General features: G+C 67.3%; 8 protein-coding genes. 1 reads left to right on the forward strand and 7 read right to left on the reverse strand.

All coding sequences use genetic code 11. The annotated features are described in order from the left end of the window. Nucleotides 1-26: 26 nt before the first annotated feature. The 7 genes from ACZ5M6_RS13365 to ACZ5M6_RS13395 form a co-directional block, all read right to left on the reverse strand. A complete protein-coding gene (locus tag ACZ5M6_RS13365; protein ID WP_464158895.1) occupies nt 27-3230 on the reverse strand; it encodes a discoidin domain-containing protein in 3204 nt (1067 codons plus the stop codon). Between the two features lie 162 nt (nt 3231-3392). Then, nucleotides 3393-4208, reverse strand: a complete 816-nt coding sequence (locus tag ACZ5M6_RS13370; RefSeq protein WP_464158896.1) for a carbohydrate ABC transporter permease — start codon at nt 4206-4208, stop codon at nt 3393-3395. After that, nucleotides 4205-5137: a carbohydrate ABC transporter permease gene (locus tag ACZ5M6_RS13375; RefSeq protein WP_287397411.1), complete on the reverse strand. Its 933-nt coding sequence runs from the start codon at nt 5135-5137 to the stop codon at nt 4205-4207. Before ACZ5M6_RS13375 ends, ACZ5M6_RS13370 begins: the two co-directional genes overlap by 4 nt. After that, entirely contained in the window at nt 5134-6402 is a 1269-nt protein-coding gene (locus ACZ5M6_RS13380) for a sugar ABC transporter substrate-binding protein (protein WP_464158897.1), read from the reverse strand. The genes ACZ5M6_RS13375 and ACZ5M6_RS13380 overlap by 4 nt, the downstream gene beginning before the upstream one ends. Beyond that, a complete protein-coding gene (locus tag ACZ5M6_RS13385) occupies nt 6399-7868 on the reverse strand; it encodes a glucoamylase family protein (RefSeq protein WP_333896009.1) in 1470 nt (489 codons plus the stop codon). Before ACZ5M6_RS13385 ends, ACZ5M6_RS13380 begins: the two co-directional genes overlap by 4 nt. A gap of 75 nt (nt 7869-7943) precedes the next feature. Beyond that, the gene (locus ACZ5M6_RS13390) at nt 7944-10946 is read right to left on the reverse strand and encodes a TonB-dependent receptor (RefSeq protein ID WP_152950605.1); all 3003 of its coding nucleotides are present in this window, start codon (nt 10944-10946) and stop codon (nt 7944-7946) included. A gap of 28 nt (nt 10947-10974) precedes the next feature. Continuing rightward, the gene (locus ACZ5M6_RS13395) at nt 10975-12060 is read right to left on the reverse strand and encodes a LacI family DNA-binding transcriptional regulator (RefSeq protein WP_197273308.1); all 1086 of its coding nucleotides are present in this window, start codon (nt 12058-12060) and stop codon (nt 10975-10977) included. Nucleotides 12061-12365: 305 nt separating this feature from the next. On the opposite strand from ACZ5M6_RS13395, the gene ACZ5M6_RS13400 reads away from it, so the two are divergent. Beyond that, nucleotides 12366-15020 carry a TSCPD domain-containing protein gene (locus tag ACZ5M6_RS13400; RefSeq protein WP_464158898.1) on the forward strand — a complete coding sequence of 885 codons (2655 nt, stop codon included), beginning with the start codon at nt 12366-12368 and terminating at the stop codon, nt 15018-15020. Nucleotides 15021-15051: the final 31 nt, after the last annotated feature.

A 15051-nucleotide genomic window follows, 5' to 3' on the forward strand; every position in this document is an offset into this window, starting at 1 on the left:
GTCCTTCTCCCCTTGCGGGAGAAGGATCAGTTGAGGGTGATCCGCCGCGCGCCCACTGGGATCGCAAGCTCGTCGCCAGACCATTGCGCGGCCCGCCCGTCGATGCGGACCCGCTCCGGCCGCCCCTCGCCCGCCGGCCATTGCAGCACATAGCCGCCCGGCGGCGTCGCGCCCTCGCCCAAGGTCAGCACATAGGCCGCCCCCTGTTTGCGATAGGCGTAAGTCAGCGCCCCATAGGCGGTGCGCAGATCCTTCACCCCCACGCCCTCGGCCGTGTCCAGCCAGGCCTCAGGCACCCCTGCCGCCAGCACCAGGGCGTGGTCGCGGTCGCGTTCGTAGGCGAACAGGTCCAGGGCCGAGCGGATATAGTCGGAGCTGATCCAGGCGTGGGGCATGTCGCCGATAAAGCGCGGCTCGCGCTTGTCGCGCCCCACCACCTCGGCCCAGCCGTTCCAGGCCTCGGGCCGGCGGTCGGCCATCAGGAAGTCCAGCACCGCCAGAGCCCGGTCCTTCTGGCCCAGCCGCACATAGGCGCCGACCAGCCGCCATTCGTAGGGGGTATAGTCCTTCCACGCCGTGCGGTTGGCCAGACGGTTCTGGAAGTTTTCCCAATAGAGATCGAAGGTTCGCGCCATCAGTTCGGGCGGAAGATTATCCTGGTCGCCCGACGGCGACAGGGCGATGGTGGTCGAGGTGGCGTCGAAATCGCCGCGGTCGGCGGCGCCCGCGATCCAGTCGATGTCGTGGTGTGCGGCCGTCGCGACGATGGAGGCGCGGATGTCGGCGGCGAACTGATCGCGAGCGGCGGCGTAGCGGGCGGCGGCCTCGGCGTCGCCCAGGGTCTGGGCGATGAAGACGGCGTCCTTGTAGCCCAGCAGGCCCCAGAAATCGTCCCAGTAGGAATAGGCTGCCTTGTCCGAATAGCCCTCGTGGCTGATCGTCGGGGGCAGCAGGCCGTACAGGTGGCGCTGGTCGGGGGCCTGGAAGGCGGCGGTGCGGGTGGAGGCGCGCAGTTCGTCCATATAGGTGATCGCCTTCTGCACCTGGGGCCAGACCTGACGCAGCAGGGCCTCGTCGCCGGTGTAGCGATAGGTCTCGGCGGCCAGGAAGACGAACTCGCCGTGGCTGTCGTTCTCGGGCACCGGATCGGCGCCGCGCGCGTCGACGCAGCACGGAACCTTCCCGTTTTCAAAGACGTAGGGGGCGTACCAGCGCAAATAGTCGGCCGAGTGCTCGGCCATGCCCAGCCGGTTCAGCCCCTCGGCCATCATGGCCCCGTCGCGAATCCAGGAGCGGTTGTAGCTGCGGGTGCCGGGCTGGAGGATCGCCCCCTGACGCGACATCAGCATATGGGCGAGCGACGACTTCAGCGCGTCCTCGATCCGCTGGGCGGCGGGCGGCAGGGTCAGGTCCACCCGGTCGAGCTTCGCGCGCCATTCGGCGGCCAAAGCCTGCTCGGCCTGATCCAGGGCGGCGAGGCCCTGCCCGGCCAGGGGCGGATCGCCCGCCAAGGGTGACAGGAAGCCGAAGGTGCGCGTCTCGCCAGGCTGAAGCGTCACCTCGTACAGCAGGGCGCCGGCCGGCAGGTCCGCGGCGTCGGAGACGGCGACCGGCTCACCGGCGGGCCGTCGCGCCGTCGGCAAAATCAATGATTGAGGATCGGCCCCGGCGTCGAAGCTCGAAGCCGCCACAGCGTCCGGCGCGGTCAGGGGCTGGACCCGGACGTCGTCGTTCAGCGTCAGGCTCGCGCCGTCCCAGGCGATCCGCTCGACCGGCGCCACGCCCCCCGGAATGGCCAGGAACTGCACCGGCCCATTCACCTGGAACGGCCGCGCCGTCAGGGCCAGGGTCAGGCTGCGCGGCCGGTTGGAGGTGTTGGTCAGGTCATAGCGGCCCCACAGACGCGCCTGGTCCGGTGAACCATCGGCGAAGCTGGTGATCTTCAGCGTCCAGTCGTCGGCGGTCCAGGTCACGGACGGTATGGGCAGGTCGTCGTCCCTCAGCCCCTGTTCGATATCGACGTCGGCCCAGGTGATCAGCCGGCCGTTGTCGACCACGAAGGGTTCGATGCTCGGCCCGGCGCGGCGTAGTTCGATGGCGCCGTCCTCGCCGATCAGACCGCTCTCCCCGCCCCCGTCCACGCCGACCAGGGTCCAGTAGGGCTGTTCGCCGAAGAAGCCGCGCGGATAGAGACCACGTCGGTTCTCCCTGGCCACCGCCTCGACGAAGGCCGTGGCGTCCTCGCCGAAGGCCAGGGGTTCGACCTCGATCTCGTTCAGCGCATAGGTGGTCGCCTGCCCCGCGCCCAGCCGCTGGCCGGCGCCGGACGAGCCGACCACGTCCGAGGCGGGGACCGGCTTCAGCGGCTCCAGCCGCAGCCAGCGGGCGGTCGTCTCGGGCGTGCGCAGCCAGTCGACGCCGCCGTTGCCGCCCTGCACGGATGTCAGCTCGCGCCAGTCCCGTCCGTCCATCGACGCTGAAATCCTATAGTCCGCCGCCGCGCCCCGCTCGCCCCAGCGCAGGGTCAGGCCGCCGAATTCGCGCTCATAGCCCAGGTCGAGAGTCAGGGCCGACGGTTCGCCCACCGGCGGGGTCCAGGCGGTCTTCGGGTCCAGATCGACGGCGTTGGCGGCGGTCGTCTGCGCCCGGCCGTCGGCGGCGATCGGCGGGGGCGGCACAAGGGGCTCGACCGGCAGGGCGCGAAGGCTCAGTTGATCGATCTCGACGGTGCCCTTGCCGCCCTCGGCCGCCACCACGACGAACTCGACCCGTTCGGCGCGGCGCAGCACCGTCTCGGGGCTGGGCCCCCAGGCCTTGGACACCTGGCGGCGTTTGATCACGAACTTCGTCCAGCCGTCGGGGAAGTCGTAACGGGCCGTCTGCTTCCACCACACATTCTCGGCCGAGGCGTCGGTCAGCTTGACCTCGAAGGTGTTGGTCGGCCCGGCGCCGCGCACCCAGAAGCTGATCTCGTAATTGTCGGGCAGATCGACCGGCAGGGCGCGGCTGAGCACGGCGTAGCCGGCCTTGCCGTCGAAATCATAATCGAGCCGCACGGCGCGGCCGTCATGCCCCGCCACGGCGGAGACGGCGGCGTGGACGTCGGTCGAGGCGCTGGCCTGCCACCGCGAGGCGTCGTCCATGCTGTCGAGAACGCGCGTGTCCTGGGCGACGGCGGGGGCGGCCATCAGGGCGGCGCTGAGCGCGAGGGTGGAGGTCAGGATACGCATTCGGATTACTCCAATGGCCCCTCCTGTCGTCATCCTCGGGCTTGTCCCGAGGATCCATACGCCCGGTGTCGAAGGCGTGCGTCCCGTCCTCGACGGTGTCTATGGATCCTAGGCACAAGGCCTAGGATGACGGCTTTGGAGGGGTGAGAATGGGAACAAGCATCACCCCTTCACGCTGCCCGCGAGCATGCCGCGGATGTAGTAGCGTTGCAGGGCGAGGAAGAGGATCAGCACAGGCGCGACCGTGACGACGGCGCCCGCCATCATCAGTTCGACATCCTGGACATGTTCGCGAGAGAGCGCCGCAAGCGCCACCGGCAGGGTGTAGTTCGACTGGTCCGTCAGGATGATCAGCGGCCACAGGAAGTCGTTCCAGCTGCCCAGGAAGACGAACAGGCCCAGGGTGACGATGATCGGCTGCAGCGTCGGCAGGACGATGCGGCGGAAGATCTGGCCCTCGCTGGCGCCATCAATCCGTGCCGCCTCCAGCATCTCGTCGGGAATGCTCAGCGCATACTGGCGCACCAGGAACAGGCCGAAGATCGAGGCCAGCCAGGGCACCAGGGCGCCGGCGTAGGTGTTCACCAGCCCCATCCCCTTCAGCATCAGAAACAGCGGCAGGGTGCCGATCTGGGCCGGCACCACCAGGGCGGCGACCAGGAACTGGAACAACCGTTCGCGCCCGGTGAACTTCAGCTTGGCGAAGGCGTAGCCGGCCGGGACGGTGAAGCTGAGCGCCAGGGTCGTCGCCAGGGTCGCCAGGGCGAAACTGTTCCACAGATAGCGGCCCATGCCCTGGTTCAGGAACAGGTCGCGGTAATGCTCCAGCGTCCAGCGCGAAGGGACCAGGGGCGGCGGGAAGGTCGCCGCTTCGCCGGTGGGCATGAAGCTGACCGACGCCATCCAGGCCAGCGGGAACAGGACGATGAGGGCGATGAGGGCGACGGCGAGGTTGAGGAAGATGGAGCGGAGTTTCACTGATACGCTCCCACCCGCTTGGCCACGGCCAGCTGCACCAGGGTGATGGCCAGGATGCACAGGAACAGGACGAAGGCGACCGCGCTGGCGGAGCCCAGGTTCCACCATTTGAAGCCCTCTTCATACATGAAGTAGAGCACCGTCACCGTGCTCTGGGCCGGGCCGCCCTGGGTCATGACATAGGGTTCGGCGAACAGCTGGAAGAAGCTGGCGACGGAAATGATCGAGACCAGCAGCATGGTCGGGGCGATGGCCGGCAGGGTGACATGGCGGAACTGTTTCCACGGCCCGGCGCCGTCGATGCGGGCGGCCTCGTACAGGTCGTCCGGCACGGTCTGAAGCACGGCCAAGAATATCAGCATATTGTAGCCGAAGATCTTCCAGACCACGAACATCAGGATGGCGGGGATCGAGGTCGAGGGCTGGCCCAGCCAGTCCACCGCCGGCAGGCCGATGCTCTCCAGCCCCCAGTTGATGACGCCGTAGCGGGTGTGCAGCAGATAGCGCCAGACCACCGCCGTCGCGACCAGGGTGGTGACATAGGGGGCGAAGAACATGACCCGCCAGATCGGCCGCCACTTCACCACCCGCGCGTTCAGGATCACCGCCGCCGCCAGGGAGGCCGCGATGGACACGGGCACGCCTAGGACCGCGAAGGTCAGGGTGTTCTTCATCGCCCCCCAGAACAGCGGATTGGTCATCAGCCGCTCGTAGTTCTGCAGACCGACGAAGCGCAGATTGTCGAGGTCCGCCAGGGCGTAGATGTCGAAGTCGGTCAGGCTGAGCAGCAGGGCCGCGATCACCGGAAGGGCGAAGAACAGGCCGATGGCGATCATGGCCGGGGCGACGAAGCCCCAAGCGGCGCGTTCGCGGGCTGCGAGGCCACGCGACGGTCTCGGCTGGACCAATGTCGGATCGGCGACGGTCATACGGCCCTGCCCTGTTCCATCATCCAGCGGCGCTTCTCCAGCAGCCGGTCGGCCCGGCGATCGATCTCGGCGGCCGCAGTCTCGGGCGTATATTCGCCGCGCACCATCCGTTCGGCGACGATCTGCATCTCGGTGACGATCCGTTCCCATTCCGGAACCTTGGGCACGGCCTTGGCCCGCTCCAGCTGGCCCCGGAAGGGCGCCAGCATAGGGTCACGCTCGACCTGGGCGATGTCCCAGGCGCTTTTCCGCGCCGGCAGGTCGCCGACGATGGTGTTGAACCGGGCCTGGACCGCCGGCTCGGACAGGTAGCGGACCAGGGCCCAGGCCGCCTCCTGATGCGGCGAGGATTGGAAGACCGCCAGGCTGGAGCCGCCCGGCGCCGAGGCGCCCAGGCCGGTCGGTCCCGGCACGCCCGCCGTGGCCCAGCTGGACTGGAAGCTCGCCGGCAGGCGGCTGCGGAAGTCGCCGACACTCCACGGGCCGGAGAAATAGAAGCTGAAATAGCCGCGCGCGAACTCGGTCCAGACGTTCGAGATCTGCGCCGCCGACGCCAGGGGCGCCAGGCCCTCGGCGAACAGGCTGCGATAGAAGGCCAGGGCCGAGATGAAGCCGGGGTTGGAGAAGTTGCCGCGCGTATTCCTGTCCCGCAGCAAGGGCTCCTCGGTCTGAAGGCCGAAGGTCAGAAGCTGCTCGAACTCGTTCAACGGAAGCAGGATGGCGTAGTTTTCGCCGCCCGCCACGCGCTTGATCCCGTGCATGGCCCGCTTCCACTCGCCCCAGTCCTGCGGCGGCGCATCGAAGCCCGCGCGGGCCAGAAGGTCGGTGCGATAAAACAGCAGACGCGTATCCACGTACCAGGGCGTGGTCATGGCTCGGCCGGCCACCTCGTTGGTCTCGAGCACCGCCTCGAACTGATCGGTCAGCAGGTCGGCGGCGGCCGACGGGGTCGGCGACAGGGCGCCGATGGCGGTCAGTTCCGACACCCAGGTGTTGCCGATCTGGCTGACGTCCGGAAGGGAGTCGCCGGCATAGGCGGTGAGCAGTTTCTCGTGCGCCGCCGTCCAAGGCAGGGGCTGGACCGCGACGCGGACGCCGGGGTTGCGGCGCTCGAACTCGGGCATCAGCTGGCCCACCGTCCCGCCCTCATTGCCCATGGCCCAGAAGCGCAGCACGGTCTCGCCGTCACGACGCGGCGTGCAGGCCGCCGCCGCCCCGCCCGCCAGCAGCGCCAGGGCGCCCCGCCTGTGCGGGCCAGAGGTCATGCGTTCAGCCAGCCGCCGGTGAAGCCCGCTGTCTCCAGAGCCTTACGGATGTGCGGCTCGCCGCGCATGTAGCGCCAGATGAAGTCGGAGCGATGGTTCTCGGTCATGCCGACGATCGGCCCCTGGTCGATGCCCAGATAGTCGTCGGCGACCCAGCCCACCCCGTCAATGATCTTGCCGTGCTGCAAGGGGCCGTCGCGCTGGGTCAGGGTCGGGTTGAAGCTGTCGAGGAAGCCCCACTCGGTATAGATTCCCGCGCCGAACCGGCTCTTCATCGCCTTGATGCAGGGCACGACGATCTCGGGCGCGAAGGCGATGGAGCTGGCCGCCGCCGTGGGGGCGATGGTGCCGTCGTCGCGGTCTCCGGGGCCGCGCGCCGAATAGCTGAAGAACTCGCGCTCGACGCCGTTGATCGTCTGTTTGAAATCGCCCGGCCCGTCGCAGGCCGTCAGGCCCCAGGTCTCGGACGAATAGCCGACCCACTGGCCCGGGTTGTCGTGCCCGTATTTTTGCTGGGCGTAGACGGCGCGGCGGCTGTTTTCGAAATAGTCGAGATATTCGCCCATCTGGGCCGACTGGCCCCGCATCCAGGCGTCCTGGATGCCGCGGAAATCGACGTACATATGGCTGTACTGGTGGCCGAAGATCGGCGCGAAATTCAGGTGCCAGCTGCCCCAGCGATCGGTCCAGCTCTCGTCATAGCTGGCGGCCCATTCGTGCCAGACATTGACCGAGACCGGATGGGTCGGGCTGCCGATGGCCAGCAGCAGCACCAGCATGCCCTCGTTGTAGACGTGCCAGTCCGAGGGGATGAAGCCGCTCTCGGGATGCCAGCCCATGGTGATGCGGTTGTCGCGGATAACGGCCCAGTCCCATTCGATCCGCTCGTACAGGGCCTGGACCCGGCTGCGGATCTCGACCTCGTCCGGGTGGTCGCCGTCGAAATAGCGGGAGGCGAACAGCATGCCGGCCATCAGCAGGGCCGTATCGACGGTCGACAGCTCATTGGTCCGGTAACGAAGACCGGTCTCCATATCGAGGAAATGATAGAAGAAGCCCTTGTGCCCCGCCGTGCCGGTCGGCTCCGGCCCCTGGGGCAGGCTGTGGAAATAGCGGACGGTGATCAGGGTCCGCTCGCGCGCCTCGTCCCGGCTCATCCAGCGGCGCTCGACGCCGATGGGCCAGCAGGTCAGGGCGAAACCGACCGCCGCAATAGAGCAGAAGGATTTGCTGGGCCAGCGATCCGGCGTCAGGCCGGTGGCCCGGTCCGTGACCTTTTCGAACCAGCGGAAGGTGCGTTCCTGAAGCTCATCGACCTCGCGGTCCAGCCGCAGAGGCCGGCGCTGCGTGCCGTTTACCGCGCCTGTGACCGCCTGCTGCGCCGCCGCCTGGCCCGCGACGACGCCCCAGACCGCCAGGGCCGCCGCACCTGCCGTGGTTCGCATCAGGAAGTTTCGGCGGTTCATAGGCACGCTCACTGAATATCTGAAAAAAGAAGGCCGCCTTCCGCGCAAGCGGAAGGCGGCCCAGGCTCAGGGTGGTTAGAAGGAGTAGCGCAGACCGACCTGGAAGCTGCGGGTCGGCGTGAAGACTCCGGTGCCAGCGCCGAAGCGCGGGCTGGTGTAGCTGCCTTCGAACGAGCTGTAGTTGGTGAAGTTGAACAGGTTGATGGCGTCAGCAATGAACTCCACTCGCTGTCCGCCAAACACTTCGAAGGCCTTCGTCAAGCGCAGATCCACTTGCCGATAGGCGAAGTTCAGGCCCGGCAGGAAGGCGCGCTTTTCGGGGTTCCCGGCATTCCAGCAGATGTTGGGACCACCCGCCGGCGCGTCAGGGCAGTTGAAAACATTATACGGCAGGCCTGAACCCAAGGTCACGATGCCGGACAGCAGGAAATCGGCCGGCAGACCCAGGGTGCCCGAGGCGACGATGCGGTGCCGCTCGTCCGTCGCCGATCGATATTCCGGCGATTGGCTGGGGACATTGTAGTCGAAGTCGAAGGCCGCATATCCGTTGTCACGGCTGCCGTTCTGGGTCGCGTCCATATAGGTGTAGGCCAGATTGAAGCCCCAGCCGTCCTGAGCGTTGTACGGCTTATCAGCGGTCAAATAGATCGCTTTATAGTCGCGTTCCTTGTCCGTGTTCTGGAAGAAGATGGTGTTCCGGAACTGCGGGAAGCCGACCGAGGTGGGCGACGGTCCGTTGAAGCGACCACCCGTCTCGGTCAGGGCGTTGGCGATGTACCAAGCAGATTCACCCTCCGTATGACCGGCCGCAAATGTAAGGGCCGTCTGCCATTGGCCGAACTTCTGGCGCACGCCGATATTGAACTGATCGGTGCGCGGCGGTTCGAAGTTGTTCTTGACAAGGAAGACCTCTCCGGCGCCCGGCGACGCGGCCAGCAGCGGATCAAGGCCGGCCGGCGTCAGATAGGCTGGGTTCCAGGCTACCGTCTGCTGCCCCCCGACGAGGCCGCCGGTGTTGGAGAAGTAGATAGTCTTGTTGAACTGGAACGGCTTGAACCGTTCATCGAAGGCGAAGTTGAAGCCGATCCGGTCGTAATAGCGCCCTGCACCGCCGAACAGCACAGTGCGTTCGTCGCCGAAAACGTCATAGGAGAAGCCGAAGCGAGGCTGGAAGGCGTCCTTGAAAGCAGGACGATCACCGTCGGAAATATAGTCAGCCGGATTGAAGTAGGACGGGAAATCGTAGCTCGGCAGGTTCTGAATCGCCGCCAGCATGTTCCGAATGGAGTCCGGCGTCCGGTAGTCGTTGTTGACCGCGTTGTCCTCGTAGTCCCAGCGGATGCCTAGGTTCAGTTCCAGCTTGTCGGTGATCTGCCAGTCGTCCTGAATGTACAGTCCGATGACATTGTTGTCAGCGTCAGCGGGAGGAACGGCCACGCCGAGGTCAACAGAGACCGGAATGGTTCGGCTTCCGTTGATTTCAGGACGCGCCTCGATGTCGTAGGTGAAGGTCGGGTTGCGGCCGAAGTCCTTCTGCACGAAGTAATTCTGCATCGAATACTTCGCACCCATCTTGATGGTGTGGGTACCCATCCAGGACAGGTCGGGGATAGTCAGGTCGTTCCGGATCGTCGTGCTCTTCTGCTCCAGGAACTGAGAGTCCGCGCGACCGCCAGCCGTGAAGACCGTCGCCTCGCGGTTGTTGATGTTGTACTGGAAGCCGGGCGTCGTCGGACTGTCGTCCCGGAAGATGACATACCGGCGGCCGTAGTCGCCGCCGTTGATCACCGACTGCTCATAGCTGGACTGCAGGTAATCGATCGCGAACTCATTCAGGAAGCGATCGCCCTGGTATTGGTGACGCAGGTTGAACGCCTTGTTCTCACCGCTGTTGCGCGCCGCGCGGCTGGGGGCGTTCTGGCCGCTGGCCCCACGGATATCCTCTTCGGTCTTGTACTCGGCGCTGAGTTCCAGACGCTGCCGGTCGTTGATCTGCCACGACAGCTTGCCGAAGAAGATGTCCTGTTCATACGGCGTCGAGGTTGTGCCCAGATCGGCGGCGAAGAAGTCATTGTATTCCGTGCGGTTCAGGAAGGACTGCGAAATCCGGTCCTCATCCTTGCGCTCGTAGGCGCCGAAGAAGTGCAGACGATCCTGGATGATCGGGCCACCCAGGCTGGCGCCGTATTGCAGTCGCTTCAGCGGCGCCTTCTCGGCTCCACGACGTTCCGAAATCTCATCCTGAGCGATCCAGTCTGGATCCTGATAGAAGACGAAGGCGTCACCGTGGAACTCGTTCGTGCCAGAGCGGGTCACGGCCGTAATGATGGCCGAACCGGCCTGTTCATACTCAGCCTTGAAGTTTTGGCTGATGACGCGGAACTCCTGAACCGCGCCCTGCGGGAAAGGGGTGCCGCGGCTGTCGTCCTGACCAGCCACGCCGCCGTCGTTGATCAGGGATTTTCGGTTCTGACCGTCGATGAAGACGTTGATGGCCTGAGCCGTCTGACCACCGGCCGAAATGGTCCGCTCCGTATCGTCTTCGCGAACACGCAAGCCGGGGGCCAGGGCGGCGAAGTTCAGGAAGTTGCGGCTGATCTGCGGCAGGTTGTTGATCTGCTGCTGGGTCACATTGGTGGCGACTTCGGGCGTGCGGACTTCAAACACCCGACGGCCGGTCACGACGATGTCGCCCAGCTCGGTCGCGCCGCTGGTCGCAGGCGCGGTCGAAGCGGCGGCGACGTCCAGATTCAGCGTGCCGACCTGGCCCAGGGCCAGGGTGACGGTTTCTTCAGCCGTCTGGCCGTCCGCGCTGGTCACTTGAACGCGATAAGTGCCGGGACGGAGACCGGAAAAGACGTAGCGGCCGTCGGCGCCGACGCGGGCGCGCGCCACATAGCCGGTCGCCACTTCCGTGGCTGTGACTTGCGCGCCGGCTTCAGCGGTCGCGCCGTCGTAAACGGCGCCGCGGAGCGTAGTCGTTGCGTTTTGCGCGGTCGCCGCCCCAGCGAAACCGGCCGCGATGGCCAGAGCCGACGCGGCCGCCAAGGCGGTGCTGCGTGTATTGAACTTTCTCATCCTGTTTTCCCCTCCTGATGGGCCCGTTTCACAACGGCTGTGCGGTTGGATTGACGGTGGTCGACCCGGCGGTTTCAGCCGCCGCGGTGGATTGTCGTTCGACCAGGAGCGGTCGAACGATTTCGCAGGCGGAATCCGGCGCCCCGTTCGGGCCGGCCTGGACCAGGCCGATCAGGCGCTCCACGCCCCTTCGGCCCATTTCCGCAATATTCACTCTCAACGTGGTCAGGGTCGGTCGGACCAGGGCCGCCAGCGGCACGTCGTCGAATCCGATCACAGCCACGTCCTCAGGGCAGCGCACGCCCGCCTCCTGGAAGGCCAGCATGGCGCCCAGGGCCATCATGTCGTTGGCCGCGAACACCGCGTCGGGGCGCTGGTCCAGAGCCAGCAACCGGGTGGCGGCGCGATGCCCGGCGGCCTGGGTGAAGTCGCCCTCGACGATGATCGGTTCCTGGTCGACCAGGGCGCTGGCGTAGCCTTCGGCGCGGATGTCCGCCTCAAGGTTTCCCGCCGCGCCCCGAATGTGGGCGATGCGGCGCCGGCCCGTCGCGCGCAGATGCTCGACCGCCGTGACGGCCGCCCCGTGATTGTCGATCGCGATGGAGGGGCGGCCCGCCTCGTCCAGGCCGCCGTTCATCAACACCACCGGCATGCGGCCCGCCACATCGGCGGCCAGGTTGGCGGCGCGCAGATGGGGCGACAGGACGATCATTCCATCGACCCGACCGCGCATCGATCGCAGAGCGGCCAAGGTCTCCTCGGTATCGCCGTGGGAGCTGGATACGATCAGATGTTTGCCGTGCGCGCGCGCGGCCAAATCCATGCCGCGGATCAGCTCGGAGAAGAACTCGCCGTACAGGTCCGGCAGGATGACGCCGATCGTGTCGGTGCGGCTGGTCGACAGGCTGCGGGCGCCGACGTGAGGCACATACCGGAGATATTCGACCGCATCGAGCACCCGACGTCGGGTCGATTCCGTGATGGCGTCAGAGCCGTTAAGCACGCGCGACACTGAGGCGACGGACACCTGCGCCCGCTCCGCCACGTCACGGATCGTGGCGGCCTTGGCGGCCGGCGCATGTCCGTTAACGGCTGACGGGGTGGAGACGTCCACGGTTTCCTCTCTGAGCGTTCATCGTGCCGGCCCACTTATCGAAGGTCCGTCGATAACAAATGTAATCGGTTACATGACACAGGAGGCTCAGTCACCGCAAGCGGCGAGATGTCGCCCCTTCTCGATTTCTCCTCCCCCGACGGGTGTTCCCGTCCAGGCTTCGGCCGCCACCGCCCCTGGGTGCGATCCCTGGGGTCGGGCGGCATGATCCACCGCGAATTCAGCGGTTGATAACGACTACATCTAGTAGCGCGGGTCATCGCGACACCGTAATCTGGCGCCAGCTCTAAGGGGAGATGCGGTTTATGCGCTTTCAATCCGGCTTCGTCGCTCGCGCCGTGCGGGTCGCGATGGAGACCCGCGCCATAGAGCGCCCCTTCCTGGTCCAGGAGGTTCTGGCGCCCGCCGGCTGGTCCGACGCCCGGATCGAAGCCTGGCTGGACTGGGGCGATTCGCTCTCGCCCCCGCCGTCCGTCGCAGGCGGCTGGCTGAACGGCGCGCCGGACGCCTGGGCTGGGCGTTTGGCGGCCAAGGGATTGGCCGAGGGCGTCTTTGCCGACACCAAGGCGGCGGGGGCCTTTGCGGCGGAGCTGGCGGCTACGATGCAGCTCGGCCTGGCGACCCCGGTGGGACACGCGGCAACGGCCGGCGTCGTCGACCTCGCCGATCCATCCGCCGCCGCCCGGCTTTCCGCCCACAGGGCCGATCGGACGACCCAGCGGCTGGCGCGACAATCAGCGGAGGCCCTGACCGACGCCCTCTGCGCCGTCGCCGACGCGGTCGATCGTTGCGAGGGGGCCCGGGGGGATTGCGCCGACCCGATGCGAAATCCCGCGCTGGGCCGGGCCGCCGCCGCCGCCCGCGGCCGCGGGGCGACCGACGCCGACATCCTGCGCGCCGTCGATGGTGAGCGTCCCAGCCTGACGCTTCGCCCCTTGGCGGACGGCGCCCAGCTGGTGGTCCTGGCCGACCGGACCCAGACCGCCGCCGGCTCCCCTGAAGTTCTGGCCGCTGCAGAGGCCGCCCTGGACGGCGGCCTGGTCGTCGTCTTCGACCCGCGGGACGCTGAGGTTCTGGCCGAACCCGCCGCCAATCGGGTTCTGATCGACCTGGCTGCGGTCGCGACCCTGAGCGATGGGACGTTCGATCTTCTGCCCGATCTGGTTCGTCTGTGGGTGACGGCCCTGGACCTCCAATCGGACGACGCCGTGCTCGCGCTGGGACTGGAGGGGCTTTTGGACGCCCTGGCGCCGCTCGACGGCGATCCCGCCGCCCGCGCCGAGGCCTTGGGCGCCCTGACGGCGTCGGTCGCAGTCCAAACCTCGGTCGAGCTGGCGCGGCTGCGCAGTCCCTGTGGCGAGTGGGAGGGTTTGAAGGCCCAGATCATCGACGTCGAAAAGGCGCGCCGCGACCGGCTGTCGGCCAATCCCTCTCCCCTCGCCGCCCAGGCGATCGAGATTCTGGATCGGACGTCCGGTCCCCGCCGCCACGTCGCCGTGGATCTGTTCGTTGACGACGCCGAGGCCCGCCTGCGTCTCGGCCGGGGCGCGCCCGCCGTCGTCGATCTATTCGAGACCGCAGACGGTGGGATCGGTCGCCGCCTGGCCCCGGCCCTGGCCGCCGCCCTGGTCCGCAGCGGTGGGGACGTCCAGGCGGCCGAGCGTCGCCTGTTCGGCCGACGCACCCTGGTCGAGGCGCCGGGCGTGGATCATTCCGCGCTTCGCGCCTTCGGCTTCACCGATGTGGAACTGGCCGCCGTGGAACAGGCCCTGGCTGCGGCGGACAGCTTCGACGCCGTCTTCACCGCCCCCGTCCTCGACCCCGGCTTCATCCGCGACGTTCTGGGACTGGAAGACGGCGACGGCCCCTTGTTGAACCTGCTCGGGGTGCCCGAAGAGGCTGAGGCCGCTGCGGCTCAATGGGTGTTCGGCCAGGGGCATCTGAGGGATTGGACGGACGCGCCGACCGACGTCGCAGCCCTTCTCGCCGATCCCGCCGGCTTTGAGGGTCGCCTGCGTCTGGCGCTCGAACCCTTCAGCGACGCCCCGGACATCGCGCTTGAAACCCTAGACTGGCGCGCCACCGCCGCCCAGGCCGCGCGCGCGCTCAGCCAGGCGGCGGATCACGGACGGCGCGCCATCCGCCTGAACCGCGCCGCGCCTCCCCCCGGCCCTCTGCTGACCCTGCCCAAGGCCGACCCGGCGCCGCGCTTCGAAGCCGCGCCCCAGACCGCCGCCGCCGCACCCGCCCCCAAGGAAAGGATCATCGAACGGGTGGTGGAGCGCGAACGCGCCCGCCGCAAACTGCCCGACCGTCGCAAGGGCTATATCCAGAAGGCGGCCGTAGGCGGCCACAAGGTCTATATCCACACCGGAGAATATGAAGACGGCGAACTGGGCGAGATATTCATCGACATGCACAAGGAAGGCGCCGCCTTCCGCAGCCTGATGAACAACTTCGCCATCGCCATCTCCATCGGCCTCCAATACGGCGTGCCGCTGGACGAGTTTGTCGACGCCTTCGTCTTCACCCGCTTCGAGCCGGCGGGACGGGTCACCGGCAATGATTCCATCCGTTCGGCGACCTCGATCCTCGACTACATCTTCCGCGAACTGGGCGTCTCCTATCTGAGCCGCCAGGAACTGGCCAACGCCCAGGCGGATCACACCCAGGCCGAGGGCCAAAACTGGGGCGAACTGGGCGATGGAAAGCCCAAGGACGGCGAGGCCGTCCCCGCCGCACGCTTTATATCCAAGGGGTTCGCGCGCGGCTCGGCGCCGGACAATCTGGTCGTCGTGCCCTTCGGCCGCAAGCTGGAGACAGAGCCCCGGCCGGGCGGCGAGGCGGAGGCGGCGGCCTGTCCCTCCTGCGGGGACTTCAGCCTGCAACAACGCGGCGCCGGCTGGACCTGCGACACCTGCGGCGCGGCGCCGGCCTTGCAAGGCGGGGATCAGGGCTAAGTTAACGGGTCGCCCCTAGGCTTGGATCAAT

The sequence above is a fragment of the Brevundimonas sp. Br13 genome (assembly GCF_055391505.1).

Bases quoted from the DNA above. Each gene is read 5' to 3' on its own strand.
- ACZ5M6_RS13365 (WP_464158895.1), bottom strand. From the start codon at position 3,230: ATGCGTATCCTGACCTCCACCCTCGCGCTCAGCGCCGCCCTGATGGCC.
- ACZ5M6_RS13385 (WP_333896009.1), bottom strand. From the start codon at position 7,868: ATGAACCGCCGAAACTTCCTGATGCGAACCACGGCAGGTGCGGCGGCC.
- ACZ5M6_RS13375 (WP_287397411.1), bottom strand. From the start codon at position 5,137: ATGACCGTCGCCGATCCGACATTGGTCCAGCCGAGACCGTCGCGTGGC.
- ACZ5M6_RS13380 (WP_464158897.1), bottom strand. From the start codon at position 6,402: ATGACCTCTGGCCCGCACAGGCGGGGCGCCCTGGCGCTGCTGGCGGGC.
- ACZ5M6_RS13400 (WP_464158898.1), top strand. From the start codon at position 12,366: ATGCGCTTTCAATCCGGCTTCGTCGCTCGCGCCGTGCGGGTCGCGATG.
- ACZ5M6_RS13390 (WP_152950605.1), bottom strand. From the start codon at position 10,946: ATGAGAAAGTTCAATACACGCAGCACCGCCTTGGCGGCCGCGTCGGCT.